This is a genomic window from uncultured Sphingomonas sp., from assembly GCF_937859915.1.
GTDB lineage: Bacteria > Pseudomonadota > Alphaproteobacteria > Sphingomonadales > Sphingomonadaceae > Solisphingomonas.
The window spans coordinates 38124-63830 of record NZ_CALMAW010000088.1; the positions used below are offsets into that span (position 1 = coordinate 38124).

A 25707-nucleotide genomic window follows, 5' to 3' on the forward strand; every position below is an offset into this window, starting at 1 on the left:
CTCTCCGTGCGCCGTCTGCGCTCAATCCGCGATCGGTATCGACGTTCCGTCCGCGATTCCGTCTGCGTTGGAGCGGAGTACGCCGGGTGCCGCATCGCGCGCCGATCGCGCCATCGGGAAGACGAACTCCGCCTCGAGGCCCGAGGCTTCCCACCGGAACTCGCTGCGCCCGCGCAATTGACGTTCGATCATCGTCGTTACCATCGTAAGCCCGAGCGAAGGCTCGGCCACGCCGCAGGCGGTCGCACTGCTGCCTTCGTGCCAGTGCAGCACGAGATCGTCGGAATCGGTCAGCGACCAGTCGAGCCGCACCAACCCGTCGGGATGCGACAGCGCGCCGTGCTGCAGGGCATTTTCGAGCATCTCGTGGAGCAGCAGCGCGAGCGGCTGCACCTGCGCCGAGGCGATCTGCACGGCGGGGCCTTCGATGCGGAAGCGGCGATGCCCGAACGGCTCGATCTCGCCGCGAATGACCTGCAGTATCGGCGCGCCACGCCAGCGGTTTTCGGAAAGCAACGCATGTGCACGGGCGAGCGCATCGACGCGGCCTTGGACGATTCGCGCATAGGCCGTGGCGTCCTGCGACCGGGTCAGTCGCATGATCGACTGGACCAGTGCCAAGGCGTTCTTGGCGCGGTGGTCGACCTCCTTGAGCAGCAGATGTTCGGCGGCTTCCAGATCCTGCGCCGCGCGCCGCGCGGTGACGTCGATCTGCGACGCGAAGAAATTGGTGACATCGCCGGCATCGTTGAACACCGGGCTGACCAACAGCTGGTTCCAGAAGGGACGACCGTCACGATGATAGTTGAGGATCTCGACGGTGATCTCGCGACGCGCCGCGACCGCATCGCGAAGCTCCGCGATCACGGCCGGGTCGGTATCCGCGCCCTGAAGGAAGCGACAGTTGCGGCCGAGCACCTCGTCGCCCGAATAGCCCGTCATCTTGAGAAAGGCTTCATTGGCGAGAACGATCGGATTGCCGTCCTGCGTCGGGTCGGTGACCACCATCGGAACGCGTGTGCGCTCGAGCGCGAGCAGGCCGATCTTATGGCGTTCGGCAAGGTTCGCGACGCACGGCGCGGTCGTGAGCCGGGCGTCGCTCTGCCGGGAATGAGATGCCATACTCTCTCCTACACTCCAAGATATTGGCGGCCCCCGGTCATCAAGAAGGGTAGCCGACCGGCACGGTCTTTCGCCCGTCCCGGCCAGTCGATTCAGGCGGTCGCGTGCAGCGCATGCTTGAGGTCACGGATCTCGTCATGGCCCGCCTTGACGATGACATAGGCCTCATCGATGTCGGCCTTGGTGGCCGGGCTGACCTCGCGGTCGAGCTGCGCATCCTCGAACTTATGCTTGATATGGTCCTCGCCGGCCTCGACCTGGTCGACGATTGTGATGTCGTCGCTCGACATGCTGTTGCGAAGGTTGAGGAACATGCGATGCGCGCCAGCGAGCAGCGTGCCGTCGTCCTCGGGCGTAGCGCCGAGCGCGCGCACCTTGGCCTGAAGACGCGTCGTCAGCTCCTGTCGCTCGGCACCCCGGCGCTCGAAGATCGCGGTGAAACGGCTGTTCGACGCTTCCTTGGCGGCCTGGGTATACCCGTCCGCGCTGTCGATGACGGTCTCGATGAGCGCGTTGAGGATCTTGACGTCGTGGTCGGTATGCATGGGTCTCTCCTATAGAAGCCACCCAACGCCCGACTTTCGGAGACGGGCCCGCGCGCGGACGAAACGCTACTATCTCTCGTATTTTAGCCGGCGCCGCCCGTGGTCGTGGGAACGTGCCGCTGGTCCGCGGATTGACGAACAACGATAGCTGCCAGGGCGCTGTGACGTGAAGATCGCGACCTACAACGTCAACGGGATCAATGGCCGGCTGCCCGTGCTGCTGCGCTGGCTCGAGGAGCGCCGCCCCGACATCGTCTGCCTGCAGGAATTGAAGGCGCCGGACGAGAAATTCCCGCTCTCCGCGATCCGCACGGCGGGCTATGACGCGATTTGGCACGGGCAGAAGAGCTGGAATGGCGTCGCGATTCTGAGCCGGGTCGGCATGCCGGTCGAGACGCGGCGCGGGCTTCCGCACGATCCCGATCCCGGCCAGAGCCGCTACATCGAGGCCGCGGTCAACGGCATGCTGATCGCCGGACTGTACATGCCCAACGGCAACCCGCGGCCTGGCCCCAAATTCGACTATAAGCTTGCCTGGTTCGCCCAGCTCGAGGCGCACGCCGCCGCTTTGTTCGCGACCGATGCGCCGGTCGTGCTGGCCGGCGACTTCAACGTCATGCCAACCGACCTCGACGTCTACAAGCCCGAGCGCTGGCGCGATGACGCGCTGTTCGCGCCTGCGGTGCGCGACGCCTATGCGCGGCTGCTCGATCAAGGATGGACCGATGCGCTGCGCGCGCGGCATCCGGGCGAAACCATCTATACCTTCTGGGACTATTTCCGGAATGCCTACGGCCGTAATGCCGGCCTGCGCATCGATCATCTGTTGCTCAACGGGCCGGCGGCGGCACGGCTCAAGACCGCCGAGGTCGACAGCGATGTCCGGGGATGGGAGAAGAGCAGCGATCACGCGCCGGTGCGGATCGAACTCGGCGACCGGCCGCGGCGACGCCGCGCCGGCCCCGCAGGCTAGATTGGAATACGATGCTTGATGGTCCCCGCTTGGCGCCTGTCTCCGGCCGCGCCGCAACCGCGTTGGTCGTGTTGCTGCATGGCTATGGCTCGAACGGCGACGATCTGATTTCGCTGGCGCCGCCGCTGCAGCCGCTGCTGCCCGACGCCGCATTCGTCGCGCCCAATGCGCCGTCGCGGCTCCCGCATATGGCCGAGGCCTATCAATGGTGGGGGATCCAGAGCTTTTCGGCGACCGAACGCGCGCTGGGGGCGGACTCGGCGGCGGGCGGCGTCGATGCCTTTCTGACGCACGAACTTGCAGCGTTGGGCCTGACCGAGGATCGCCTGCTGCTGGTCGGCTTCAGCCAGGGCACGATGATGGCGCTGCACGTCGGCCTCCGCCGGCCGCGTGCCGCTGCAGGGATCATCGGTTTCTCGGGGATGCTGGTCGCGCCCGAACGGCTGCCCGCCGACATCCGCAGTCGCCCGCCCGTCCTGCTTCTCCACGGGACTGCGGACGAGGTCGTTCCGTTCGGCGCGCTCGATCAGGCGGCGGTCGCGCTCCGCGCGGCGTCGGTTCCGGTCGAGACGCATGTTGCGCCGGGAATCGGCCACGGCATCGACCCTGCGGGGCTTGCGGCGGCCGCGAGCTTTGCGAAGCGGGTGCTCACCCCATCCGAACGCTAGCCCACGCTCAACGCAATTGGCTGTCCTTGCTGCCACGGCGGTTGAAGCCGGCATGACGGACGGCCCGGTCGCGGACCGCCTGGCAGGCGACGCAGGTGCGGCTGCCAGGCAGGGCCAGGCGCCGCGCGGCGGGGATGGTCTCGCCGCAATCCTCGCACTCGTCGCGACCCTCGCCGGCCGGCATCAGGGCGCGCGCCAAGGTCACGGCGTCGGCGACCGTGTCGTCGATCTGGTCCTGCACGGCGCCGTCGCGGGCCCAACCACCTGCCATAGTTTACCAATATCCCAGAAGCTTGGTACCAAATGGGGAGTGGCGGAGGAATTCCAAGCATCGGGCCGGCACGGGAAGGACCGTCCTCTGCAAATTGGGGATCAGCGGCAGACAATGACGCCATCGGGTCCATTTCGAGCGAGCGCGGCGTTATCCGTCGATGATCACACCACTCTTCAAGGCGACGCGGACAGTCTCGACCGTCGTGGCCGATGCCGCCGGCCATCCCGCTGCGCAATTGCTGGTGATGGCGGCCTGCGTCATCTGGTGGGTCGCGGGCGGCAGCGAGACGTCGTTGAGTTCCGCCATGTCGATCGGCGCGTTCGTGCTGACGCAGATGGTGCTCAATCAGCAGCGCCGCCGCGAACGCGCGCTGCATCTCAAGATCGACGAACTCATCCTCGCCAAGACCGGGGCGCGCGACGAGGTCGCGGGTATCGAACATAAGACCGAGGAAGAGATCGAGGAGTTGCGGGCCAGCCACGACGAGCGCTGACGTCGCGCTGTGCCCGCCTTCATGGTCCGGCGGACGGCGAAAAGCGCCTCACCCGGACAGCACGTCGCCGCATCGACCTGGCTATTGGCCCCTCAATCGGTGCGGTCGGAACGAAGCCGCGCAGCCTCGTGGCAACCGGCAGGCGCTGCGGTGATCCTCTTATTTGCCCGCCGCGCTGACCCGCCAGACCACATCGCCGAGGTCGTCCGCGATCAGCAGCCCGCCGCGCCGATCGATCGCCAGCCCGACCGGCCGTCCGCGCGCATGGCCATCCTTGTCGAGAAAGCCGGTGACGACATCCTGGGGCGGCCCGGCGGGATGTCCGCCGGCGAACGGGACGTAGACCACCTTATAGCCATTGAGCGGGCTGCGGTCCCAGCTGCCATGCTCGCCGACGAAGGCGCCGCCCTGATAGGCTGCCGGGAAGTTGGTGCCGGTGGAGAAGGCGAGGCCGAGCGGCGCGACATGCGAACTCAGCGCATAGTCGGGCGGGATCGCTCGGGCGACGAGATCGGGGCGCTGCGGCTTGACCCGCGGATCGATGTGCTGGCCGTAATAGCTGTACGGCCAACCGTAAAAGGCGCCGTCCTTGACCGAGGTCAGATAGTCGGGGACGAGATTGGGCCCCAGTTCGTCCCGCTCGTTGGCGACCGCCCAGAGCGCGCCGGTCTGCGGCTCCCAGCCCAGACCGGTCGGGTTGCGGATACCGGTCGCGAACAACCGCGAGGCACCGGTCGCACGGTCGATTTCCCAGACCGCGGCGCGGTTGAGCTCCGCGCCGATGCCGTTTTCGGTGATGTTGCTGTTCGAGCCGACGCCGACATAGAGTTTCGCGCCGTCGCGGCTGGCGACCAGGCTTTTGGTCCAGTGATGGTCGATCGGACCGCCGGGCAGCGGGGTCAGCGTCGTGCCGGGCACGGCGATGCTGGTCTGCCCGGTGACATAGGGGAAGCGCAGCAGTGCGTCGGTGTCGGCGACATAAAGGTCGTTCCCGACCAGCGCCACACCGAAGGGCGAATGGAGATGGTCGAGAAATACGGTGCGCAGGTCGGGTTTGCCGTCGCCATTCGTGTCGCGCAGCAACAGGATACGGTTCGTCGCCTTCTGCTTGGCGCCCGCAAGCGACTGGATCCAGCCCATGATCAGATCCTTGGGACGATAGACCGGCGCCTTCGGTCCGCTCGATTCCACGACGAGCACATCGCCATTGGGCAGCGCGTAGACCGAGCGGGGATGCGAAAGGCCGGTCGCCAGCGCCTCGACTTTAAGGCCTGCCGGCACGGCCGGCGTGGCGCTGCCCCACGGTGCGACGGGCGCGACGTGCATTGGCGGCAGCAGATATTGCTGGGGATCGGGAAGCTGCGGGTTCGCTCCATATTGCGTGCTCGGATCGGCGGGCTTGCTGCCGCAGCCGGCGAGCGCCAGTGCAAGCGAGGATAGGGCGAGCGCACGAGCTGCAGTGCGGTGCAGCGAGGGGGACAAAGCGCGCATCACAACGTTTCTCCCGAGGTGGTGCGATACACGAGCGCGGACCCCAGCCAACTCGAGATGAGGACGAGCAGCGCGACGATACCCGACAGAATCAGGCCGGTCGGCACCACCGAGGTGTAGGCATCGCGGCTGTGCACGAAGGCGTTGAACACCGACAGCAGCAGCACGAGCACATTGCCCAGCGAGTGCGGCGATGCGGAGCGTCGGTGCGGGCGTTCGCGGCGATAGACGAGATAGTCGGCGATGCCGGCAATTGCGGCGAGCACGCCCATCGCGACGCCGACCGTGATGAGCCAGATCGAGAAGTTCGCCCACATCATCTCATAGGTCTCGGCATAGACGATGTCCGTCACGAACGCCCCGGTGAAGCAGGCGATCGGAAAGGCCGAGAGGATCACATGGATGGAATGGGCGGGGCTGAGCGCGGTGCGATGGACTCGAACGTCGGACATGCTGCTTCATTCCGGTCATAAACGCCGCGTCGAAGGGCGCGTGATGATTACGCGCGCGGCATCCAGCTGTTCCATGGAGCCTAAGGCGAGAAGACCCGCTTGGGCAACTGGACCGCCGTGCCGCGTGACCGCGCGCGATGCGCCGGTCACGCGGCGAGAGACGTCAGCAGCCGTGGCGTCGGTTCTTGGCGGCGCGCTGGCGCTTGTCGATATGGCGACCGAGCAGGCCCCCGCCGATCACGCCGGCCGCGAGCCCGACCGGGCCGGCGCCCAGAGCGGCTGCACCAAGTCCGCCGCCACCGGCGCCGATCAGCGCGCCCGTCGTGCCGCTGCTATGTTTGCAGCGATAATGGTAGCGTCCGTCTGCGCCGCGATAGGTGTGGGCGGGCGCGGCCACCGCCGGCGTGGTCACTGCGGCGGGAACGACGAGCGCGGCGAGCGTCGCCGACATCAGGATCTTCTTCAGCATGGTAAATCCTCGCATCCAAGTGCGGGATGCCAACGTCGGCTTGCGCCAAACGATCCGTCGCGCGCATCGCGTCCGCTTGGCACGATACACCGTCGGTCGGCTGCCGGATATATGACGGACAATTCCGCCCGTGCGATGTCGCTGGGCGGCGCGGGTCCGGCAAGGTGCAGAATTACGCGGGTTTAATCTAAATCAGCGGCCGGATTCACAAAACAGCGGCATAGAATTGATCTGGATCAATCCTAAATCCTGATCTGTGTTGCATCTTGCGAGTGCGTAATAAGCGAGACGGCATGACCAGCAACGCCCTCACTCGAAAACTCGATCGCTGGGAGCATCTTTCGGACGATGATCAGGTGACTCTTGCCGCGATCAGCGGGCGTATCGAGCCTGTCGCCCGTCACAAGCAGCTGATCGAGGAAGGCGACGATCCGCGGATCGTCTTCCTCCTGATCGAAGGCTGGGCGATCCGCTACAAGATATTGCCCGATGGCAAGCGGCAGATCGTCGCGATCCTGCTTCCCGGTGACCTGTGCGATATCCATGTCTTCATTCTGGATCGCATGGATCATGGGATCGCGATGCTGACCGCCGGCAAGATCGTGCGTATTCCCAAAGACACGATGCTGGCGGTCGTCGATCAAAATCCCGCGATCGCGCGGGCGCTGTGGTGGACGACGCTCGTGGACGAGGCCGTGCTGCGCGAATGGCTGGTGAACGTCGGCGGTCGCAATGCCTATGCGCGGGTCGCGCACCTGCTCTGCGAATTGTACGTCCGGATGGGCAATGTCGGGCTGGTCACCGATGGCCGGATGAGTCTGCCCCTTACGCAGGCGGATCTCGGCCAGGCGCTCGGGCTGACGCCGGTGCACGTCAATCGGATGCTCAGCCAGCTTCGCGGCAAGGGCCTCGTCACGTTCCGGGCGTTCCAGCTTCGCATACTCGACCTCGACGGGCTGATTGCCGCCGCCGGCTTCGATCCGGGCTATCTGCATGGCAAAAGACCGGAGCGGACGATCGGGAGCTGGTCTCGGCCGCGGCGGAATTCCACCGCCAAGCTGCCGGAGAGCCCCGCTTAGGCGAAGCCGACGACGGCGACGGCGTCGGCGAACGGCACAGTGAGCAAGATCGTGCCGGCGCCGTCGGCGATGTCGACCCGGCCCCGCAGGTCGAGCGTGCCGCGGATGACCTCATGCGCCAGAAAACCGCGTATGCCTTTCACCGCTTTGGCCTTGGCAGCAAGCAGATCCACGACGTCGACACCCTCCTCATCGGAGGCGTCGACATGTGCATTGTGCAGATGAAGATAATAGCTCGGCATACGCCTATTTTACCGCGCGGCCGCCCGTAGGGCAATCTCAGTCGTCTCGCTTATGGACTGCGGTCGACGGACTGCTCATCGCCATCGTGATGACGGTAAACAGCATCAGCCCGTCCTCATCGGACACTTCCACGCGGAAGTCCTCGCCGTCCCAAATGATCTCGGGATGATCCGACAGCACCTCGCCTGCATATTTGATCGCCTCGACCCGTGCGGTAGCGAGGTTGGGAAGTTCCGTCCCGATGTCGTCGGGCTCGCGCGTTCCGTCTGCGGTCGCGAAAAAATAGCGGGGCATGCCGATCTCCTACCTGTAGCGCATAACGCACGCATCATAGGCTAGGCACCAGAAACCACACTGATGTGCGCTAAGACGCCGGCTCACAACATCTTGATACCGTGCGTCTTTCCGGGCGCTACGGTCGTCGCGCCCGTGATCAGCGCGATGTGTCGGATTGCGGCCCTTTCGCCGGCTGATGATCGCGGGCATTCGATCTGTTGCACATTTGTCGCAGGTGAGGGGCATACGCTACACCGTGGAGGAACTTGGTGTGACCGGCGCTGTTATGCCCGCCGCGTACCCCAGTTTGAGGATGTAACATGTTCAGTCGCACAGCTTTGCTTATCGCCACCGCCGCCGTCGCCCTCGGCGCCCAGGCCGCCTCCGCCCAGAGTGTCTTCGGTGACACGACGACATCGTTCCGCGGCTTTCGCATCGAAGGCAATGCCGGCTACGATCGCGCCAGCTCGGAGGGCAACCGCAATTCCAAGTTCGCCTACGGCGGCTCGGCCGGCTTCGACGGCCAGATCGGCAAGATCGTGATCGGCCCCGAGTTCACCTATTGGCACCCTAACCACAACCAGAACACCGTCGTCTCGAACGGCGCGATCGGCGGCACCGTCGTGCATCAGCAGCGCGACCAGCTCGGCGCCGACGTGCGCATTGGCTATCTGGTGACGCCGGACCTGCTCGTGTTCGGCAAGGGCGGGTACGCCAGCGACGCCCAGCGCAAGGCGTTCTTCGCGCCGACCGGCGAGACCTCCTACATCAGCCATGGCCATGCCGACGGCTATCAGTTCGGCGGCGGCGTCGAATATACGCTGCGTGATCGCTTCTCGTCGCTGCCCGGCGGCCTGTACGTCTCCGCGCAGTACACGCAGGCGCAATATGACAACCACACCAAGGACCAGCACGCGATGGGCGGCGTTGGCATCCGCTTCAAGTGAGTACGGCGGGCGTCGTCTCGGCGTCGCCCTCCGATCTCGCTTGAAGGGTTTAGACCGCCGACGATTTCGCGCGGCGCGCGAGACAGCGGGGGATCCATCCCCCCGGGTCGCTGGTTTAATCCGCAAGGGCGATGGTTTGTCCTAAGCTTCCATCGTCTCAGGTCCCCGCCGACGTCTAGGCGTCGGCGGGGATTTTTGCGTACGCAGCGCGCCCCTGCGTTGCGCTATCCGGCGGTCGCCTTGCGCAGCCCGAAGAACGGCGCGGCGACCGGCCTGACCTCTGCGACCTCGCTCTCGAGAATGGGATAGAGTTCAGCCTTTTCCGTCTCGACGAGCGTGCGCAGTTGCCGGATCATCGCCAGCGAGGCCGCCCGATAGGCGTCCCAGCTTGCATGCATGTCGGACGGGTCCCAACGCAGCAGATGGTTGCGGTACGCATCCCGGATCGCCGCCCCATGCGCCTGGAGCCGGCGTCCCGTCACCACCGCCTTGGGGCGGCCGCTCGCCGCCAGGATGCGAAACACGAACGCATCCTTGAAGGCGAAATGGTCGCGCAGGATATATTGCGTTTCCCAGCGCGCCTCGCCGATGTGCACGGCCTCCGTCGCCTCGGGCGAGAACAGCGTCGTTTCGACGCGGTCCATGATCCGCAGAATTTGACGATGTTCCATCTTCAGCCGTTGCAACATCGTCCGTCTCCCGAGAGCTTGATCGCAAAGCTGAACGCGTACGGCGTGACAAGGCAACCTAAGAAGCAGGATGTTCGACCAACCTCTAAAAGGGCGTCGTGGAGCCGCGACGTCAATCGAGCAGGCGAAGTCGCGCGATAAACGGTTAACGAAAACTTAAGACATCGATATTTCTCGAGATGATATCGGGATGTCCTTGGCCAGTGTTGCGCTCGGTCCGACGCGCGGGTCGTATTCGCAAAAACGGCCGTGGGTTTTTGCTGTTTGCGGGCAGTATAGGGGCGGGAATTAGACCAACGGATGAGGGCGCGGCTCGCTCTGCCATGTCATAAGAGGGAATGGACGAAACCGCACTTATTCCGCCATCCGCAATGACCGACCTGTCGCTGCTCGCGGAATGGGCACGGATTGGCTCCGCTGCCGATGGCTCTAGGCGGGCCGCGGCGCTCGCAGCGGAACTCAAAAGACGGAACATTGATGGTCCGCCCCAGGAACAGCGGGCTTCGTCTTCGCCGTCATGCTCCGACGACGAGGCCAGCGTCCAAGGCGAGCCCGAACCGGCATCGATCATCAGCGCCGCAACGCAAACGCCGCCCTCCAATGTTGCCTTGGGCATCAGGGCTGCACTCGCGCCGATACGTCATTGCGATCAGCATCGTGTCGCCCGTCTATGACGCGCGGGTCGTGCGTCTGCGCCAGGCGGTGAGGCGCGCCTCGTCGGCCCGGCGTCCATCCTATTGTCCGCTAGCGACCAACGACTGTCCACATCCGGACGCTATTCCACAGACGTGACGGCCGCGCGCGATAGTCTGCCACTATCTGGCGATCGGCGCCAAAGGTGCGGATATTTCGGCAGCTGATACCCTATCTGCGGGCCGTTAGCGCGCGGATACGGCGTTTTTAATGACTTGGCACGCTCCGTGCAAAGCTTCCGACATCGACGAGAACCACTCCCGTCGAGCGAATTTGACAGGAGACTTTGCCATGATCCGTTCCATCGCTTGCGCCGCCGCCGCCGTCCTCCTCACCACGGGTGCCGTTGCCGCCATGGCCGACACGGGTGTGCAGCCCACAGTCCGGATCGATCACAAGACGGGCGCCTATTGCCTGCGCAGCGAGCCGGTCACCGGGACGATGATCCCGACCAACGAGTGCCACAGCGTCGACGATTGGGCCAAGCAGGGCGTGACCTTCTCGCGCCGCTGATCTCTGCCGGCCACCATCCCCGAACGGCGCTGACGACCTCGGCGCCGTTCTGCATGTTCGGGCGCTGTCGCAACGGGCGGGGGCTCGATAGGACGGCACGGCCGCCGCCGCGGGTTAACGTGCCACTAACCATCGGGGCGCTACTTCGATCGTCGGAACCGGAGATGCGCATGATTGCCACGAAGATGATCGAACTGATGGATATGTCGACGTCGCAGGGGTCGAAGCCGCTGGCGTGGCGGGTCCGCGACAAGACGCTGAGCGACCTGCGGCGCCAGAGCCGCCACACCGGCGACGTCCGCTCGCGCGACGGGCGACTGACGTTCCTGGACCTCGCGATCGAGGTCGGCGACGTCCGCAATTCGCTTGGCGCCGAACTGCTCACCTAGCCCGGGCAATCTCGAGCAACGCGCAAAGCCCGGCGCGCCGCTGCAAAGGGTAAAGCACGGCGCGCCGGAGGTGCGCGAAGCACCCACGCCGACGATGGACGCCGCAGGGCTGCAGTCAATCAGAGCGATCGGCATGCATCCCGTACTGGCACGGTCTTCGGCCTTTCATGCGGCGGACTCCGAGCCGGTCGCGGCGCTCGTCGATCATCCCCGCTGGCGGGCGGCCGTCGTGCGTACGTCGCGGCGCCTGCGCGGCGGAATGGTATCGATCGTCTTGGCATATTCGGCGACGAGCGCGAACACATCCCACGCCTCGGTCCAGCTGAAGCCAGGAAAGGCCTGATGCGCCGAGACGTAGACGAGCTTGACGACATCGATCAGCGCGAAGACCAGGATGATCAGGCGCAGCCCATCGTTGCGGCGCGTCGGGGCATCCGGCGTGACCGCCGCGCGCCAGGTTTCGAGCAGCGTCACGACGAGGATCAGAGCGGAGAAGATCCAGTCGCCCAGCCCGTTGAAGCTGATCCGCATGACCAGCGTCCACGCCGCCAGCATCCAGCCGTAGCGGGCGACCGCATATTGCGTCATCCCCGTACGCTGGCAGAGCCAGATGATCGGCGGATGGAAGAGGCGGGTGCCAATCCAGTGATCGAGTCGGCGGATCATGGCTGCCTCATACCGCCATATCCTTATTTGTCCGCTAGCGATGCGGCGCGCGCTCGAGACGACCGTCGGCTGCCGACCCGTCGTGCCGGATCGCAGGCGGGTGGCAGAGGGGGCCCCTCAACCCTACATCGCGCATCTCAGCAAGGAGTTCGTCATGGAATATCGCCGCCTCGGCGCATCTGGCCTTCGTGTTCCCGCGCTCAGCTTCGGCACTGCGACGTTCGGCGGGTCCAACGACTTCTTCAAGGCATGGGGATCGACCGATGCGGGCGGCGCGGCACGGCTGATCGATGTCTGCCTCGATCACGGCGTGACGCTGTTCGACAGCGCCGACGTCTATTCCGATGGCCTTGCCGAGACGATCCTGGGCGAGGCGATCAAGGGCAAGCGGGACCGGTTGCTGATCTCGACCAAGGCGACTTTTCCGGCCGGCGACGGCGCCAACGACTATGGATCGTCGCGCGCCCATCTGATCGATGCGGTCGACACGGCACTGACGCGGCTCGGCACCGATCATATCGATCTGTTCCAGCTTCACGGGCAGGACTATAACACGCCGGTCGAAGAGACCGTGGCGACGCTCGACCAGCTCGTCCGCGACGGCAAGATCCGGTATGTCGGCGCCTCGAACTTCTCGGGCTGGCACCTGATGAAGTCGCTCGGCGCCGCCGACCGCCACGCCTTCCCGCGCCACGTCGCGCATCAAGTCTATTACTCGCTGCTCAATCGCGATTATGAGTGGGAGCTGATGCCACTTGGCGCGGACCAGGGCGTCGGCGCGCTGATCTGGAGCCCGCTCGGCTGGGGCAAGCTCACCGGCAAGATCCGCCGCGACCAGCCCGCCAAGCCCGGCACGCGTGCGCATGACATTGCCGGCACCGGCCCGCATTTCGACGAAGAGCGTCTGTTCCGCATCGTCGACGCGCTCGACAAGGTGGCGGAGGAGACCGGCAAGACCATCCCGCAGATCGCGCTCAACTGGCTGTTGCGGCGTCCGACCGTCGCCAACGTCATAATCGGCGCGCGCAACGAGGCGCAGCTGGTCGAGAATGTCGGCGCGGTCGGCTGGGCGTTGACGCCCACGCAGGTCGCCACACTCGACGCCGCCAGCGATGAGCCCGCCGCCTATCCGGTCTGGCACCAGCGCGGCTTCCCGATGCTCAACGACAATCCGCCGCTCCGTACGGACTGAAGCGCGCAGGCGACAGGGCTTAGCGCGGTCTTCGGCCGATCAGCATCAGCGCCGTGCCGATGCCGAGCAGGCCGAACATCATCACGGGCGACGGGGCTTTCTGGAGCTGGAGGGCAATGCTCGATCGCCGAGCGTGGACAGGCTGGCTGCCGCGTCGGGCATCGACGCGCGGCGAGTCGAGATTGTCGCGCCGCATCGGGTCGCCGGGATCGCCCGGCATCTGCTGCGCCGTCGTCCCCACCGCTTCCATGATATGATCGGCGAGCCTGGGTGCGGCGCGCGACAACAGCGAAGACAGCAGCCCCCCGCCGCCAGCATAGAGGGTGCGTCGTGGATGCGCGCAGGCGAACAGCACCGCGTCGGCAACCACCTCGGGCACATACAGCGGGGGTGGCAGGCGGGGCGGGTTGTCCATGAAGTTGCGCGCATGTTCGGGGAACGGCGTGTCGATCGCCCCCGGCTTGATCAGCGTCACCGAGATCGGGGCGCCGTCGCGCTCCAATTCCATCCTGAGCGTGTCGGTCAGCGCCTGGACGGCGTGCTTGGTCGCGCAATAGGGGCCCTGCTGGACGATCGCGCGATCACCGAGGATCGATCCGACGTTGACGATCGCGCCGCCGCCGGCGCGCAGATGACGCGCGGCGATCAGACCGCCGTGCAGCGTGCCGAAATAATTGACGTCGAAAACGCGGCGGTGATCGGCAAGCGGCACCTGATCGAGCGTGCCATAGGTGCCGACGCCAGCATTGTTCACCCAGCTGTCGAGTCCGCCGAGGCAATCCTGGGCAAGGACAGCGGCGCGCTCGAGCGCGACGGGATCACTGACATCGGCGACGCAGGTCAGCAGACGCGTGCCGTCCGGCGATAGACGCTGACGCAACGCATCGAGCGCGTCGGCATTGCGGGCGACGGCGACCACGCGTGCGCCGCGCGCGATCGCCTGTTCGGTAATCGCGAGGCCGTTGCCGCTGGTCGCGCCGGTGACGACGATGACCTGCTGATGGAGCGGCTTGAGCTTGATAGGCATAAGGAAGTCCTCGGCCGGCCCCGGCCTGAGGCGGCGGATGGACAACCGGCTGCGGCGGCCTTCGATCCCCGGCTGGAGGGGCGGGTGCGCACTCTTCGCCGCATCCGGCATCTGCTTCCGTGACAGGCGAGCGATCCCCCGGCGGATCTTCGTGCGTGCTTAGCCGGCCTCGTCCGGTTTCGATTTGATCTGCCTGACGGCTGCGACGTCGCCGAGCGCGATCGCCAGGCGATCGCGTTGGATCTGGGGTAGCGCCGCCATTTTCTCGGGCGCGATCGCATGCAGCACGCCGATGACGACCTCAAGCGCCTCGGCGAGATGCCCGATCTGCCGCCCATAGCTGCCGACATCCGCGAGTATATCCCGTTCGACCGATCCGTCGCCTTCGCCGAGATTGATGTTGATCAGACCGAACTGATCGTCGCGCGATCCGGCGAACCAGGGGTTTATCGCCTGCCAGAGCTGCTGTGGGGCGAGGCTGAGCTGAAACGGTTGCGACCCGTTCATGATGAGAGCTCCCCGTCTGCTGTGCCGCGCACGTGGCCGGATCAGAATCGATATGCGGGCAGTCGCGCGACACCCATTACCGAGACATCACGCGTCGAATCTCAGGGCAGCGTCAAGAGCTTTCCGACCGAAGGAGGCTGCGGACGGGCGGTGGGGTCATAGCCCCTGCAAGCGCTTCCTGAATAATCGCCGGATCAGCCAGTCTTCCAGAATCCGCCCGACGACATAGAGCGCGGCGAAGATCGCGGCGAAGACATAGGCGGGCGTCGCCGTCGGCTTCTTGTCGCGCCCCCGCGCCTCGTCCGCGGCCTTCTTGCCGGGTTTTTCGGGCGCCGGCGCGCCAAGCGCCTTGTCGATCGGGTTCATTGGCGGCGTTGCGTCCTTGGCGGCGGCCTTCTTCGCCTCCGCGGCCTTGGCGGCGTCGCTCTTGGGCTTCTCGAGACTGCCGGTGAAGAGCGTGAGCTGGGCGATCCCCAGAAACAGCAACGGCGCCAGGAAGCAGAACAATAGGGCGCGGCTGGTCAGCCGATAGCGCAGGACGGCGCCGCCTGCCGCTTTCTCGATCAGCAGGACGCCGCCGTCGAAGATCGACATCTTGTCTTGGGCGGCCTGGTTCTTCTTGGCGAAGGTCAGCCGGTCGAATGTCCGCTCATGGCTGGTGCCGGGCTGGCTGAACAGCGGATCAAGCCGGTCGAAGGCATCGCACCCCGATTGCGCGGGCGCCAGCGGCAGGCTGCCTCTGACCTGCCAGATCCAGTCGATAAAACGCAGGTTCACAGGAATTCCCTACAGGAGAGCATTGCGGTCCTACGCCGGACGGCAGTCCCGCCGCGCGTCATTGTGATTCCGAAGCCGACCGCGCCCCGAGCCTGTCGCATTTCGGGCGCGCGACGGGCTTCGATCATTCGGCCGCTTCGAGGACGCGACCGCCGCCATAGCCCATCGTTCGCCGGCCATAGCGCTGTTTGATCGTCTTCCAGCCCTCGGTGAAGGGATGGGTCATCTGCTCGCTGATCGACATCCGGCGGCCGCCTTCCAGCCCCAGCAGCTCGGCTTCGCCATCGACGCAGGTGCCGAACATGCGATCGATGAAGATATAGGAGTTGGAATAATTGCTCCGGGTCGCTTCATAGTCCTGCGAATGGTGCAGGCTGTGATGCTCGGTGGTGTTGAACAGGAACCGCCACCATCGCGGCGAATTGAAGCGGACATTGATATGTTGGTAGATGCCGATGCCCAGCCCGAAAGCGCCGGAAATTAGCGCGGCGCGCGGCAGGAAGTCGAAGAATCCGCCGATCCCGAGGCCGATCAGGAAGAGCTCGACCGGATTGCCGACCGCGCCTTTATTGATGTTCAGCTGGGTGATGTAGTGATGGACCGAATGGGGCAGCCACAAGGGATACCAATTGTGCATCCCCCTGTGCATCCAATATTGGCCGAAATCGAACACGAACGAGATCAGGAACGCCTGGACCAGCAGCGGCATGCTCGTGAACCATTTGAACTTGTCCCAGTGGAACGAGTGCTGGATCGCCTTGATCGCGATCTCGCTGCCGATATAGCTGTCGACGATGCGGAGCAGCGTATACCCGAGCCCGACGTAGAAGAGGTCGGTGACCAGTTCCTTCCAGGTCAGCCGCCAGCTGTCGTAGCGCGGGTTGACCCATTCGAGCCCGAGCAGCAGCACCTTGAAGCCGATGCCGATGCCGATCGCGGTCGATGCCTTGGCGATCGAATTGGGCGCGTAATACCAGAAGGCGATCAACGCGAAGAGCGCCGTCGGCTGGAACCAGGTGAAGAAAGCCTGTTTGAACGGACCGCCTTCGACCCTCGGGATATTCTCCCAGCCGATGGTGACCGGCGCCTGCGTGCCGATGACCCGCTTACCTACGCGAATTCCGTCCATCTTGTCCCCGCGGCATCGAGTTTCGAGGGTACGCTAGTCAAAATCGCCGCGCAGGGGCATACGTCATCGAACGTAGGCGTCTGCACCGACGCGTGATGGCTTTGCGAATACGTCCGCGGATTTGGGCGTGTCGGCGGTCGGGATCGCGATCTGCGCGGTCATCGTCACCCCTCGCGATCCTGTTATCGCTGCAAGTAGCGCCGCCACCCTCCGAGCGCGGTGATATCTTCGGCGCCGATGGTGGCGCGGGGCTCGGCGACGAAGCCCTTGACCAGGCTGCCGTCCTCGAGCGTTACCGTCCCGATCGCGAGCGGCGGCGGCACCTCGGCGACAAAGCTGCCGAACGCCGCCATGTCGAGCTCATAGACTTCGATCGCGATCGCGGCGCCATCGTCGCTGTGGACGAGCGCGGGCTTGGGCGGCACGCTGTCGGCGATCGCGTAGAGCCGATAGCTGGGCGCGGTCTTCGCCTCGCCGACGAAGCGCGCGTCGCGCGAGGTCAGCTGCCAGTGCAGCGGCATATCCTTCAGATGCGCGCCGACGACGGCCAGTTTCACGGTATCCATGCGTCCCTCCAGGTCGAGCGGCGGCGGCGGGGCCGGCGCGGGGAAAAGCGTCTTGGCCGCCTCGATCAGGCTGCGGTCGGTGCCCGCCGGCCCCATCAGCGTGACGCCGAAGCCGACACCGTTGTGGTAGCTGCCGGTCGGCACCGCGATCGCGGCCATGTCGAGCAGATTGACGAAATTGGTATAGGCGCCGAGGTTGGCATTGAGCGCAATCGGCGCGGCCAGCATTTCGGACACGCGGTAGCTCGTGGGGGCGGTCGGCAGCGCGAGCAGATCGACCGTTGTCCACATCTCTTCCGCGACTCGCGCAAGATCGGCGAGGCGGTAGCTCGCTTCGAAGACGTCGACCGCGCTGTAGCGCCGCCCTTCCTCGACGATGGCGCGCACGACCGGATGGATGGCGTCCGGGTCGTCGCGGAGCAGGTCGCGCAGCGCCGCGGTGCGTTCGGCGACCCACGGACCGTTGTAGAGCAGCCGCGCCGCCTCGTTGAGCGGGGCCATGTCGATCTCGACCAGTTCGGCATCGAGGCCGGCAAGCGCGGCGTCGTAGAGGAAGCCCGATTCGATGTCGCCGAACCAGGGCCGCTGATCGGTGCGCGGGATGCCGATCCGGCGACGGGCGCGCGGCACGTCGTCGATCGCACGCGAATAGCCATCCTCGCGGTCGAAGCCGGCGATGGCGTCATCGACGAGCGCGGCATCGTCCGTCGTTGCGGCGAAGACGGTGATGCAGTCGAGCGTGCGGCAGGCCGGGACGAGACCGCGCCCGCTCCACCGTCCGCGCGTCGGCTTGAAGCCGATCAGATGGTTGAAGGCGGCGGGGATGCGCCCCGATCCGGCGGTATCGGTGCCGAGCGCGAAGGCGACCAGCCCCGCCGCCACCGCGACCGCCGAACCCGAACTCGATCCGCCGCTGACCCAGGCGCGATTATAGGCGTTGCGCGGTATGCCGTAGGGGCTGCGCGTGCCGTTAAGCCCGGTGGCGAACTGATCGAGATTGGTCTTGCCGACCGGGATGGCACCGGCGGCGACGAGGCGCTCGATCACCGTCGCCGATCGCGTCGGCGGATAGGCGAAGGCCGGGCAGCCGGCGGTGGTATCGAGCCCCGCTATGTCGATATTGTCCTTGGCCGCGAACGGCACGCCGGCAAGCGGCAGGTCCTCGCCGTCGGCGACGCGCGTGTCGACCGTGGCGGCAGCGGCACGCAGCGCGACTGCGTCGAAGCGGGATATCCAGACGGCGGGCTGGACCGCGTCATAGGCCTCGAGACGCCGGATGACCTCGTCGATCAGCTCGACGGCGGTGCGGCGCCCCGACCGTATGTCGGCGGCGATGGCGGCGGCGTCGAGGCGGTCGAGCGCGGTCATGACCGGATCAGCGCCATCATCGGTGCGCCCGGCGAGACATTCTGCCGTTCGGCGACATAGAGCGCCGCGACCGTTCCGGCAGCAGGGCTGGCGACGGGGAATTCTGTCTTCATGGCCTCCATCACCGCTATCGTCTCGCCCGCCGCGACGATGTCGCCGACGGCCTTGACCAGTTTCCAGACGCTGCCGCCGAACGGCGCCTCGACCAGTTCGGCGCCCTCGGGGAGCACGATCGCGTCGGCGGGTTCGTCGCTGACCTCCTCGGTGAGGCTGGCGACACGATCGAACTCGCCGCGCCGCTCCCATTCGGCGCGCTCGGCAGCGAAAGCGGCGTTGCGGCGCGTCTCGAACGCCTCGATCGACTCCGCATTGTCGGCGAGGAAGGCGCGATAGTCGGCGATGCGGAATTCGGTCTCCTCGACCTCGATCGTGCGGCGACCGAGCGGGAAGTCGCGCCGCCACTCGGTGAGCTCGTCGTGGCTCACCGGGAAGAAGCGGATCTGGTCGAAGAAGCGCAGCAGCCAGGGCTTGCCGTCGGTGAAGGCGCCGTCCTGCTTGTAGGTGTTCCACACCTGGATGGTGCGGCCGAACAGCTGGTAGCCGCCCGGGCCCTCCATCCCGTAAATGCACATATAGGCGCCGCCGATGCCGACGACGTTGGGCGGCGTCCACGTCCGCGCCGGGTTGTATTTGGTTGTGACCAGACGGTGGCGCGGATCCACCGGCGTCGCGACCGGCGCGCCGAGATAGACGTCGCCGAGACCGTAGACGAGATAGCTTGCGTCGAAGACGGTGCGGTGGACGTCGTCGGCGCTGTCCAGCCCATTGGCGCGGCGGATGAACTCGATATTGTCGGGACACCAGGGCGCGTCGTCGCGCACCACCGCCATATAGCGCTCGATCGTCTGGTGGATCGCAGGATCGTCCCAGCTGAGCGGCAGATGGACGATGCGCGAGGGGATGGCGAAGTCGTCGAGCTCGCCGAGCTCATCCTCGATCGCGATCAGCCGGTCGAGTATCGCCCCCTCGGTCAGGCGCACCCCGTCGGTGTGGACCTGGAAGGAGCGGATGCCCGGCACGATGTCGAGAATACCGGGCAGGTCCAGCGCGGCGAGCGCGGTGGTCGCGGCGTGGACGCGCAGCCGCAGCTCGAGATCGAGCGTGATCGGGCCATATTCGACGAGCAGATTGCGGTCGCCTTGCCGGCGGTAGAGAACACGGGGTCGGCGTCCCTGCGGCGCGAGTTCGGTCAGGATCGCATCCGAGCCGCCGCCCGCATCACCGATGACGAGCGGGAAGGGGCGGCCCTCGATCCACTCCTCCAGCGCCGCGGTCGCCGCATTCGCGTCGGTCAGGCTGACGCCCTGGAAGCGGATGCGGTCGCCGGGTGCCAGCTGGCCGACCTTCCACAGATCGGCGGCGATCACCACGAACGGGCAGACGAAGCCGCCGAGCGACGGCCCGTCGGGGCCGAGGATGATCGGCATGTCGCCGGTGAAGTCGAGCGCGCCGATCGCATAGGGGTTGTCGTGGATGTTAGACGGGTGGAGTCCCGCTTCGCCGCCATCCTGGCGCGCCCAGCGTGGCTTGGGCCCGACCAGCCGCACGCCGGTGCGGTTGCTGTTGTAATGGACCTGCCAGTCGGCGGTGAGGATCGTCTCGATATCTTCGGGCGCAAAGAAATCGGGGGCGCCATGCGGGCCGTAGAGGACGCGGATCGTCCAGTCCGGTCCGAACGCGGCCTGCTCGATCGCGCGCGGCCCTGGGATCACCGCGGGCGGATGCGGCGCGAGGTGGAGCGTGTCGCCGACCAGCAGCCGGCGCCCGCCATGGCCGCCGAACTCGCCGAGATCGAAGGTGCTGCCACTGCCGAGATAGGCGGGAATGTCGAGCCCGCCGGCGACCAGGATATAGCCGCGCATGCCGCCGCCATGGACGCGGCCGAGCGCCAGCACCTGCCCCTCGTTGACGGTGACGGCCTGGTTGCGCGGCAGCGGCTTGCCGTCGAGCGTCGCCTGGAAGTCGGCGCCGGTCAGACAAAGGCGTGTTGCCGTGTTGAACGCGAGCGTCGGGCCGGTGACGGTGATCTCGAGCCCGGCGGCGCCCGGATCGTTGCCGAGCAGCGCGTTGCCGAGCCGGAAGGCGCGCGCGTCCATCGGGCCGGACGGCGGCACGCCGACATCCCACAGCCCGATCCGACCCGGATAATCCTGAACGGTGGTCAGCGTTCCCGCCGAGCGCACCGAGATGCTGCGCGGGTGGTGCACCACCCGCTCGAGCGACCGCGTCGAGACGTCGCCCGACACGAAATCCTCGCTGCGCGCGACGTCGCGCAGCCAGCGCACATTGGTCTCGATCCCGGCGAGCTGCGTCTTTTCGAGCGCAACCTGCATCGCGGCGACCGCTGCCTCGCGGGTCTCTCCATGCACGATCAGCTTAGCGAGCATCGGATCGTAGAAGGGCGAGACCTTTGACCCGCTCTCGATCCAAGTTTCGACGCGCGCAGTATCGGGAAAGGCGACTTTGGTCAGCGTTCCCGAAGCGGGCCGGAAGTCGACCGCCGGGTCCTCGGCGTACAGCCGCGCCTGGATCGACCAGCCGCTCGGAGCAGGGACGGGGGTATCGAGGAACGCATAGTCGCCGGCGGCGCCGCGGATCATCCACTCGACGAGATCGATGCCCGTCACCTCTTCGGTGACGCCATGCTCGACCTGGAGCCGCGTGTTGACCTCGAGAAAGAACCAGTCCTCGCGTTCGGCGTCGTAGAGGAATTCGACCGTGCCGGCCGAGCGGTAATGGGCGGCGGCGCCCAGGCGGACCGCGGCGTCGGTCAGCGCGGTGCGGACATGGTCGGGAAGATTGGGGGCGGGGGCCTCCTCGACGACCTTCTGGTTGCGGCGCTGGAGCGAGCAGTCGCGCTCGCCGAGCGCGACAACGCGGCCCTGGCCGTCGCCGAAAATCTGTACCTCGACATGGCGCGCGCGCGGTACGAAGCGTTCGAGGAACAGGCCGGCATCGCCGAAATTGCCGGCGCCCAGCCGCGCCACCGCGGCATAGCCATCGCGCACGGCAGCCGCGTCGGTGCAGACGCGCATGCCGATGCCGCCGCCACCGGCGGTCGCCTTGAGCATCACCGGATAGCCGATCCGCGCCGCCGCCGTGACCGCGGTCTCCGCGTCGGCGAGCAGCCCGGTGCCGGGGGCGAGCGCGACGCCCTGCGCCTCGGCTAGCGCCCGGGCGCTGTGCTTGAGGCCGAAGGCGCGGATATTGTCGGGAGTCGGTCCAATGAAGGCGATGCCGGCGGCCGCGCACGCCTCGGCGAAGTCGGCGTTCTCGGAGAGGAAGCCATAGCCCGGATGGATCGCCTCGGCGCCGGTCTCGCGCGCGGCGGCGAGGATGCGCGCGGCGTCGAGATAGCTTTCGCCGGCGGGGCCAGGCCCGATCCGCACCGCGACATCGGCCTCGGCGACATGGCGCGAGGCCTCGTCGGCATCGGAGAAGATCGCGACCGAGCGGATTCCCATCTCCCGCAGCGTGCGGATGATCCGGCAGGCGATCGCCCCGCGATTGGCGATCAGGACGGTGCCGAACATCTTGGCGCCGACGGTCATGCCGTCACGATCATGCGGACGGGCGTGGGGTTGAAGCCGTTGCAGGGGTTGTTGATCTGCGGGCAGTTGGAGACGACGACGGTGACGTCCATCTCGGCGCGCAGGTCGACCGTCAGGCCCGGCGCCGAAATGCCGTCGACGATGCCGAGTGCCCCGTCCGCCTCGACGGGCACGTTCATGAAGAAGTTGATGTTGGAGACCATGTCGCGCTTGCCCCGGCCTTCGCGCACGTTCGCATCGAGGAAATTGTCGACGCAGCTGTGCTGGGCCTTGGTGTGGTGGCCGTAGCGCAGGCTGTTGGACTCGCACGAACAGGCGCCGCCGATCGTGTCATGATAGTCGACCGCGGAGGCGACAATCGTCATCATCGGCCGGCCCTCGTTGGAGCGCAGCACGCTGCCGGTGCGCAGGAAGATGTTACCCTGCGCCGCGACGGTGTCCTGCGCGCTGTAGCGCTCGGCATCGTCGGCGGTCGCGTAAAGCAGGAAGTCGACCGCCTGATTGCCGTCGAGGTCGACGATGCGGAGCGAGTGCCCCGCCTTCATGCGGTGCATCCAGGGTGCGCGGGCGGCTACGATCTCGTCGTGGATCAGGGGGCCGGCGAGACCGGCGATGCGCGGATCATTTGTCATCAGCGGCGATACAGATCTTCGGTGTTGAGGAAGGCGCGGCGGCGTTCGGGCGTCGCGGTGCGGATCGGATCGTCCTCCGCGGGGACAGGCCCGCGCCAGGCCGTCGCGCGCAGCGGCGTGACGCTCCAGGGACGCTCGTCGAGCACGTGTGGGCAATTGGCGACGACCACGATCACGTCCATCTCCGCACGCAGGGTAAGCGAACGGCCCGGCGCAAATGGCCCGATCTGCGGGGCGATCGCGCCATCGGCGGCGATCCGCACGCCCTTGAACAGGTTGAGGCAGGGATGGACGTCGCGCCGGCCCAGCCCATGTTTGGCCACACCGAGCAGCAGCCGGTCGCGCGCATTGGGGTGGGCGCCCGAGTTGCGCCCGTCGCCATAGCGGCGCTGGTTCGACGCCTCGTTCGAGGCGCCGCAGAAAGCGTCGTGCGTGCCGGCGTCGTCCTGTTCGATGCTGGCCATGACGCGCCCCATGTCCGAGAGCAGCAGGCTGCCCGTGGACGGATAGGCGTCCCACTGCACCTTGACGGTGTCGGCGATGTTGAGCCGCTCGCTGGGCATCGCAGCGTTGAACAGGAGCAGCGAGGCGCAGGCATCCCCCTCGAGATCGATCAGCCGCAGCCGCGTGCCCCGCGCGAGCAACCGCGACGCATAGCCGCCGGCGGCGATCGTCTCTTCCCAGAGCAGATCGCGGGACGAGATTCCGGCGGGCAGATCATCGGCGCGGGGCGGCAGCACCGGCATCGCCGCGACGACGGTCCCCTCCATCGCGCGGGCATGCGCGCGGGCCGCATTGGGATCGGCGAGGGCCGTGCTCATGCCGCTTTGCTTCCTGGCTGTGATGCGCCGCGTTCCTGCTCGTGGAGCGGCGGTAGCAGCGCCGTGGTGGTGAAGAGGCGCAGCTGCTGCACGCCGCGCACCTTGCGCAGCGAATCGCACAGGTCGCGCAGTCGTATCGCGGGACCCTGGACGAGCAACACTTCGAGCGACTGGTCGTCCTCGAGGAAGACGTGCTGCGATGAGATCACTTCTTTCAGATATTCAGCCTGGGTCTGCGCGAGCTGATGCCGCACGCGCCCCATGTCGCCGCGATAGACCAGCGTGATCGTGCCCGCGAGCATGTCCTCTGGGCGGACCGCGGCGCCATGTTCGGCGAGTTCGTTGCGGATCAGCTCTGCGATCAGCTGCGAGCGCGAGGGCAGGCCGCGCTCGTCGACCATCACGTCAAGCTGGCGGGAAAGCTCGGCCGGGAGGCTCATGCTGAGCCGAGCGAGGCTGGCGGGCGGGGTGTCCTTCACGGATTCAGTTCTGGCCATTATTACCAACTCTGTCAATCGTAATACCCGTCACCGACACCTCCGGTGTCTCGATCGGCAGCTTGTTCTTGAGCAGCAGATCGTAGACCGCGGTCGCGCCGAACCGGTGCGGGGCGTGCGGATCGATGCGGCGCTTGTCGAAGGCGAGCACGCGCGTGCCGAGCTTGAACGCCTCGGTGATGTCGTGCGTCACCATCAGCACGGTCAGCGCATGCTCCTCCCACAGGCGCAGGATCAGCCGGTGCATGTCCTGGCGGATGCCGGGATCGAGCGCGCCGAACGGCTCGTCTAGCAGCAGCACGCGCGGGCGGGCGATCAGCGCCTGCGCGATCGCGAGACGCTGCTGCATGCCGCCCGAAAGCTGCGCGGCGTAGAGATGCAGCGAATCGTCGAGCCCGACCTCGGCGAGCATCGCCTCCGCCTCCTCGGCGGCGCGGCGGCGCGCGGCGCCGAACAGCCGCCCGGTGAAGCGCGCCTTCGCGCACTCGCGCGCGAACATGACGTTGCGCAGCACGGTCAGGTGCGGGAATACCGAATAGCGCTGGAAGACGACGCCGCGATCGGGCCCGCACTCGGCGGCGAGTTGCTTGCCGTCGAGCAGGATGCGGCCGCGGCTCGCGGCCTCCTGTCCGAGCACGAGGCGCAGGAAGCTGCTCTTGCCGGCGCCGGACGGTCCGACGATCGAGACGAAGCTCCGTTCGGCGATGGCGAGATCGACGCGCTCGAGCACGATCTTGTCGCCATATTCAAGCCAGACATTGTCGAAGGCGAGGAGGGCGCTCATCGGTCGACCTGATGCGCCCAGACGAAGGCGCGGCGGCTGAGTTGCGCGAGCGCGAAGTCCATCGCGATGGCGAGGAGCGAGATCCAGACGACGTAGGGTATGATGATGTCCATCGACAGATAGCGCCGCACCAGGAAAATCCGGTAGCCGAGCCCGACGTCGGAGGCGATCGCCTCGGCCGAGATGAGATAGACCCAGGCTGGCCCGAGCGAGAGGCGCAGCCCCGCGATCAGCCGCGGCAGCGCCTGCGGCAGCGCGACGCGGAGCGCCAGCTGCCAGCTGCTCGCGCCCAGCGTCTGTGCCTTGACCAGCTGCTCCTGCGGCAGGGCCGCAACGTGCGCGGCGACATCGCGGATCATGAAAGGGGTAATGCCGATCACGATCAGCGCGACCTTGGCGGTCTCGCCGAGCCCGAAGACGATGAACAGGATCGGCAGCAGCGCGATCGGCGGGATGACCGCGATCGTGGTGACGAGCGCACCGAAGGTCGCGCGCGCCGCAGGCAGCACGCCCAGCACCATGCCGACGAGCAGCGCCGATAGCGTACAGATGCCGAGCCCGAGGCCGAGCCGTTCGAGGCTGGCGGCGGTATCCGCCCAGAAGATTATCTGGCCGCTCAAGGGATCGGCATCGAGCAGCAGGCCGTGCATCGCGGCTGCCATCGCGGCGGGTGTCGGCAGCACCTTGTCGGCGGGGTTGGCGGCGTGACGCGCGGCGGAGGCGAACAGATAGACGACGAGTACCAGCAGCAGCGGCAAGACGCCGAGCAGCGTCGCGGCGCGACGGTTCGGCCTGATGTTCACCCAGCGCATCG

29 protein-coding genes are annotated in these 25707 nt (G+C 66.6%); 8 read left to right on the plus strand and 21 right to left on the minus strand.

All coding sequences use genetic code 11. The annotated features are described in order from the left end of the window. Nucleotides 1-21: 21 nt before the first annotated feature. Together Q0326_RS11340 and Q0326_RS11345 are read right to left on the minus strand one after the other, a co-directional pair. A complete protein-coding gene (locus Q0326_RS11340; protein ID WP_298690274.1) occupies nucleotides 22-1122 on the minus strand; it encodes an HWE histidine kinase domain-containing protein in 1101 nt (366 codons plus the stop codon). A gap of 92 nt (nucleotides 1123-1214) precedes the next feature. Then, nucleotides 1215-1667, minus strand: a complete 453-nt coding sequence (locus Q0326_RS11345) for a PA2169 family four-helix-bundle protein (protein WP_298690277.1) — start codon at nucleotides 1665-1667, stop codon at nucleotides 1215-1217. A gap of 166 nt (nucleotides 1668-1833) precedes the next feature. On the opposite strand from Q0326_RS11345, the gene xth reads away from it, so the two are divergent. Together xth and Q0326_RS11355 are read left to right on the plus strand one after the other, a co-directional pair. Continuing rightward, nucleotides 1834-2640, plus strand: a complete 807-nt coding sequence (xth, locus tag Q0326_RS11350; protein WP_298690280.1) for an exodeoxyribonuclease III — start codon at nucleotides 1834-1836, stop codon at nucleotides 2638-2640. Nucleotides 2641-2651: 11 nt separating this feature from the next. Next, entirely contained in the window at nucleotides 2652-3308 is a 657-nt protein-coding gene (locus Q0326_RS11355; protein ID WP_298690283.1) for a dienelactone hydrolase family protein, read from the plus strand. 7 nt (nucleotides 3309-3315) lie between these two features. On the opposite strand, the gene Q0326_RS11360 is transcribed toward Q0326_RS11355, so the two are convergent. After that, nucleotides 3316-3579, minus strand: coding sequence for a DksA/TraR family C4-type zinc finger protein (locus Q0326_RS11360; protein ID WP_298690286.1), 264 nt, complete (start codon nucleotides 3577-3579; stop codon nucleotides 3316-3318). A 160-nt stretch (nucleotides 3580-3739) separates the two neighbouring features. Here Q0326_RS11360 and Q0326_RS11365 point away from each other — a divergent pair, with 160 nt between their 5' ends. Continuing rightward, nucleotides 3740-4075, plus strand: a complete 336-nt coding sequence (locus Q0326_RS11365; RefSeq protein WP_298690288.1) for a low affinity iron permease family protein — start codon at nucleotides 3740-3742, stop codon at nucleotides 4073-4075. Nucleotides 4076-4234: 159 nt separating this feature from the next. Here the strand turns inward: Q0326_RS11365 and Q0326_RS11370 are convergent, their stop codons facing one another. The 3 genes from Q0326_RS11370 to Q0326_RS11380 form a co-directional block, all read right to left on the minus strand. Continuing rightward, nucleotides 4235-5566, minus strand: a complete 1332-nt coding sequence (locus Q0326_RS11370) for a sorbosone dehydrogenase family protein (RefSeq protein ID WP_298690291.1) — start codon at nucleotides 5564-5566, stop codon at nucleotides 4235-4237. Then, on the minus strand, nucleotides 5566-6018 hold the full coding sequence (locus tag Q0326_RS11375) for a DUF2231 domain-containing protein (protein WP_298690294.1): 453 nt from the start codon (nucleotides 6016-6018) through the stop codon (nucleotides 5566-5568). The genes Q0326_RS11370 and Q0326_RS11375 overlap by 1 nt, the downstream gene beginning before the upstream one ends. A 163-nt stretch (nucleotides 6019-6181) precedes the next feature. Next, entirely contained in the window at nucleotides 6182-6487 is a 306-nt protein-coding gene (locus tag Q0326_RS11380; RefSeq protein ID WP_298690297.1) for a hypothetical protein, read from the minus strand. A gap of 293 nt (nucleotides 6488-6780) precedes the next feature. Here Q0326_RS11380 and Q0326_RS11385 point away from each other — a divergent pair, with 293 nt between their 5' ends. Further along, a complete protein-coding gene (locus Q0326_RS11385) occupies nucleotides 6781-7566 on the plus strand; it encodes a Crp/Fnr family transcriptional regulator (RefSeq protein ID WP_298690301.1) in 786 nt (261 codons plus the stop codon). On the opposite strand, the gene Q0326_RS11390 is transcribed toward Q0326_RS11385, so the two are convergent. Further along, the gene (locus tag Q0326_RS11390; protein ID WP_298690304.1) at nucleotides 7563-7808 is read right to left on the minus strand and encodes a hypothetical protein; all 246 of its coding nucleotides are present in this window, start codon (nucleotides 7806-7808) and stop codon (nucleotides 7563-7565) included. The genes Q0326_RS11385 and Q0326_RS11390 overlap by 4 nt on opposite strands. Nucleotides 7809-7845: 37 nt before the next feature. Continuing rightward, a complete protein-coding gene (locus Q0326_RS11395; RefSeq protein WP_298690307.1) occupies nucleotides 7846-8103 on the minus strand; it encodes a hypothetical protein in 258 nt (85 codons plus the stop codon). A 302-nt stretch (nucleotides 8104-8405) separates the two neighbouring features. On the opposite strand from Q0326_RS11395, the gene Q0326_RS11400 reads away from it, so the two are divergent. Continuing rightward, on the plus strand, nucleotides 8406-9032 hold the full coding sequence (locus tag Q0326_RS11400) for an outer membrane beta-barrel protein (protein ID WP_298690310.1): 627 nt from the start codon (nucleotides 8406-8408) through the stop codon (nucleotides 9030-9032). A gap of 224 nt (nucleotides 9033-9256) precedes the next feature. Here the strand turns inward: Q0326_RS11400 and Q0326_RS11405 are convergent, their stop codons facing one another. After that, nucleotides 9257-9721 carry a hypothetical protein gene (locus Q0326_RS11405; RefSeq protein WP_298690312.1) on the minus strand — a complete coding sequence of 155 codons (465 nt, stop codon included), beginning with the start codon at nucleotides 9719-9721 and terminating at the stop codon, nucleotides 9257-9259. Between the two features lie 984 nt (nucleotides 9722-10705). Here Q0326_RS11405 and Q0326_RS11410 point away from each other — a divergent pair. Both Q0326_RS11410 and Q0326_RS11415 read left to right on the plus strand, forming a co-directional pair. After that, nucleotides 10706-10927 carry a hypothetical protein gene (locus Q0326_RS11410; protein ID WP_298690315.1) on the plus strand — a complete coding sequence of 74 codons (222 nt, stop codon included), beginning with the start codon at nucleotides 10706-10708 and terminating at the stop codon, nucleotides 10925-10927. Between the two features lie 170 nt (nucleotides 10928-11097). Further along, nucleotides 11098-11316, plus strand: coding sequence for a hypothetical protein (locus Q0326_RS11415; protein WP_298690318.1), 219 nt, complete (start codon nucleotides 11098-11100; stop codon nucleotides 11314-11316). A 204-nt stretch (nucleotides 11317-11520) separates the two neighbouring features. Here Q0326_RS11415 and Q0326_RS11420 read toward each other — a convergent pair whose 3' ends face one another. Beyond that, the gene (locus tag Q0326_RS11420) at nucleotides 11521-11982 is read right to left on the minus strand and encodes a hypothetical protein (protein WP_298690321.1); all 462 of its coding nucleotides are present in this window, start codon (nucleotides 11980-11982) and stop codon (nucleotides 11521-11523) included. A 154-nt stretch (nucleotides 11983-12136) separates the two neighbouring features. On the opposite strand from Q0326_RS11420, the gene Q0326_RS11425 reads away from it, so the two are divergent. Next, on the plus strand, nucleotides 12137-13174 hold the full coding sequence (locus Q0326_RS11425) for an aldo/keto reductase (RefSeq protein WP_298690324.1): 1038 nt from the start codon (nucleotides 12137-12139) through the stop codon (nucleotides 13172-13174). A 19-nt stretch (nucleotides 13175-13193) separates the two neighbouring features. Here the strand turns inward: Q0326_RS11425 and Q0326_RS11430 are convergent, their stop codons facing one another. The 11 genes from Q0326_RS11430 to Q0326_RS11480 all read right to left on the minus strand — a co-directional run bounded on the left by Q0326_RS11430 (nucleotide 13194) and on the right by Q0326_RS11480 (nucleotide 25705). Beyond that, nucleotides 13194-14201, minus strand: coding sequence for an SDR family oxidoreductase (locus Q0326_RS11430; protein WP_298690328.1), 1008 nt, complete (start codon nucleotides 14199-14201; stop codon nucleotides 13194-13196). 159 nt (nucleotides 14202-14360) lie between these two features. Next, nucleotides 14361-14708, minus strand: coding sequence for a hypothetical protein (locus tag Q0326_RS11435; protein ID WP_298690331.1), 348 nt, complete (start codon nucleotides 14706-14708; stop codon nucleotides 14361-14363). 156 nt (nucleotides 14709-14864) lie between these two features. Continuing rightward, nucleotides 14865-15485, minus strand: coding sequence for a hypothetical protein (locus Q0326_RS11440; protein ID WP_298690334.1), 621 nt, complete (start codon nucleotides 15483-15485; stop codon nucleotides 14865-14867). A gap of 124 nt (nucleotides 15486-15609) precedes the next feature. Beyond that, entirely contained in the window at nucleotides 15610-16614 is a 1005-nt protein-coding gene (locus tag Q0326_RS11445) for a sterol desaturase family protein (RefSeq protein WP_298690337.1), read from the minus strand. Nucleotides 16615-16796: 182 nt separating this feature from the next. Continuing rightward, nucleotides 16797-18548 carry an allophanate hydrolase gene (gene atzF, locus Q0326_RS11450; RefSeq protein WP_298690340.1) on the minus strand — a complete coding sequence of 584 codons (1752 nt, stop codon included), beginning with the start codon at nucleotides 18546-18548 and terminating at the stop codon, nucleotides 16797-16799. After that, complete coding sequence (uca, locus tag Q0326_RS11455; protein ID WP_298690342.1) at nucleotides 18545-22159, minus strand: urea carboxylase; 3615 nt, start codon at nucleotides 22157-22159, stop codon at nucleotides 18545-18547. The genes atzF and uca overlap by 4 nt, the downstream gene beginning before the upstream one ends. Further along, nucleotides 22156-22791, minus strand: a complete 636-nt coding sequence (locus Q0326_RS11460; RefSeq protein ID WP_298690345.1) for an urea amidolyase associated protein UAAP2 — start codon at nucleotides 22789-22791, stop codon at nucleotides 22156-22158. Before Q0326_RS11460 ends, uca begins: the two co-directional genes overlap by 4 nt. Further along, nucleotides 22791-23612: an urea amidolyase associated protein UAAP1 gene (locus Q0326_RS11465; protein WP_298690348.1), complete on the minus strand. Its 822-nt coding sequence runs from the start codon at nucleotides 23610-23612 to the stop codon at nucleotides 22791-22793. Before Q0326_RS11465 ends, Q0326_RS11460 begins: the two co-directional genes overlap by 1 nt. Further along, nucleotides 23609-24052 carry a CopG family ribbon-helix-helix protein gene (locus Q0326_RS11470; protein ID WP_298690393.1) on the minus strand — a complete coding sequence of 148 codons (444 nt, stop codon included), beginning with the start codon at nucleotides 24050-24052 and terminating at the stop codon, nucleotides 23609-23611. Before Q0326_RS11470 ends, Q0326_RS11465 begins: the two co-directional genes overlap by 4 nt. Before the next feature lie 43 nt (nucleotides 24053-24095). Further along, complete coding sequence (locus Q0326_RS11475) at nucleotides 24096-24893, minus strand: ATP-binding cassette domain-containing protein (RefSeq protein ID WP_298690351.1); 798 nt, start codon at nucleotides 24891-24893, stop codon at nucleotides 24096-24098. Beyond that, entirely contained in the window at nucleotides 24890-25705 is an 816-nt protein-coding gene (locus Q0326_RS11480) for an ABC transporter permease (protein WP_298690355.1), read from the minus strand. The genes Q0326_RS11475 and Q0326_RS11480 overlap by 4 nt, the downstream gene beginning before the upstream one ends. Between the last annotated feature and the right edge of the window lie 2 nt (nucleotides 25706-25707).

Coding starts and splice junctions, on each gene's coding strand:
- Q0326_RS11340 (WP_298690274.1), bottom strand. CDS start 1,122: ATGGCATCTCATTCCCGGCAGAGCGACGCCCGGCTCACGACCGCGCCG.
- Q0326_RS11475 (WP_298690351.1), bottom strand. CDS start 24,893: ATGAGCGCCCTCCTCGCCTTCGACAATGTCTGGCTTGAATATGGCGAC.
- Q0326_RS11380 (WP_298690297.1), bottom strand. CDS start 6,487: ATGCTGAAGAAGATCCTGATGTCGGCGACGCTCGCCGCGCTCGTCGTT.
- Q0326_RS11430 (WP_298690328.1), bottom strand. CDS start 14,201: ATGCCTATCAAGCTCAAGCCGCTCCATCAGCAGGTCATCGTCGTCACC.
- Q0326_RS11405 (WP_298690312.1), bottom strand. CDS start 9,721: ATGTTGCAACGGCTGAAGATGGAACATCGTCAAATTCTGCGGATCATG.
- uca (WP_298690342.1), bottom strand. CDS start 22,159: ATGACCGTCGGCGCCAAGATGTTCGGCACCGTCCTGATCGCCAATCGC.
- atzF (WP_298690340.1), bottom strand. CDS start 18,548: ATGACCGCGCTCGACCGCCTCGACGCCGCCGCCATCGCCGCCGACATA.
- Q0326_RS11390 (WP_298690304.1), bottom strand. CDS start 7,808: ATGCCGAGCTATTATCTTCATCTGCACAATGCACATGTCGACGCCTCC.
- Q0326_RS11445 (WP_298690337.1), bottom strand. CDS start 16,614: ATGGACGGAATTCGCGTAGGTAAGCGGGTCATCGGCACGCAGGCGCCG.
- Q0326_RS11435 (WP_298690331.1), bottom strand. CDS start 14,708: ATGAACGGGTCGCAACCGTTTCAGCTCAGCCTCGCCCCACAGCAGCTC.
- Q0326_RS11415 (WP_298690318.1), top strand. CDS start 11,098: ATGATTGCCACGAAGATGATCGAACTGATGGATATGTCGACGTCGCAG.
- Q0326_RS11410 (WP_298690315.1), top strand. CDS start 10,706: ATGATCCGTTCCATCGCTTGCGCCGCCGCCGCCGTCCTCCTCACCACG.
- Q0326_RS11460 (WP_298690345.1), bottom strand. CDS start 22,791: ATGACAAATGATCCGCGCATCGCCGGTCTCGCCGGCCCCCTGATCCAC.
- Q0326_RS11345 (WP_298690277.1), bottom strand. CDS start 1,667: ATGCATACCGACCACGACGTCAAGATCCTCAACGCGCTCATCGAGACC.
- Q0326_RS11420 (WP_298690321.1), bottom strand. CDS start 11,982: ATGATCCGCCGACTCGATCACTGGATTGGCACCCGCCTCTTCCATCCG.
- Q0326_RS11360 (WP_298690286.1), bottom strand. CDS start 3,579: ATGGCAGGTGGTTGGGCCCGCGACGGCGCCGTGCAGGACCAGATCGAC.
- Q0326_RS11470 (WP_298690393.1), bottom strand. CDS start 24,052: ATGAGCCTCCCGGCCGAGCTTTCCCGCCAGCTTGACGTGATGGTCGAC.
- Q0326_RS11370 (WP_298690291.1), bottom strand. CDS start 5,566: ATGCGCGCTTTGTCCCCCTCGCTGCACCGCACTGCAGCTCGTGCGCTC.
- Q0326_RS11355 (WP_298690283.1), top strand. CDS start 2,652: ATGCTTGATGGTCCCCGCTTGGCGCCTGTCTCCGGCCGCGCCGCAACC.
- Q0326_RS11395 (WP_298690307.1), bottom strand. CDS start 8,103: ATGCCCCGCTATTTTTTCGCGACCGCAGACGGAACGCGCGAGCCCGAC.
- Q0326_RS11425 (WP_298690324.1), top strand. CDS start 12,137: ATGGAATATCGCCGCCTCGGCGCATCTGGCCTTCGTGTTCCCGCGCTC.
- Q0326_RS11375 (WP_298690294.1), bottom strand. CDS start 6,018: ATGTCCGACGTTCGAGTCCATCGCACCGCGCTCAGCCCCGCCCATTCC.
- Q0326_RS11465 (WP_298690348.1), bottom strand. CDS start 23,612: ATGAGCACGGCCCTCGCCGATCCCAATGCGGCCCGCGCGCATGCCCGC.
- Q0326_RS11385 (WP_298690301.1), top strand. CDS start 6,781: ATGACCAGCAACGCCCTCACTCGAAAACTCGATCGCTGGGAGCATCTT.
- Q0326_RS11480 (WP_298690355.1), bottom strand. CDS start 25,705: ATGCGCTGGGTGAACATCAGGCCGAACCGTCGCGCCGCGACGCTGCTC.
- Q0326_RS11400 (WP_298690310.1), top strand. CDS start 8,406: ATGTTCAGTCGCACAGCTTTGCTTATCGCCACCGCCGCCGTCGCCCTC.
- Q0326_RS11365 (WP_298690288.1), top strand. CDS start 3,740: ATGATCACACCACTCTTCAAGGCGACGCGGACAGTCTCGACCGTCGTG.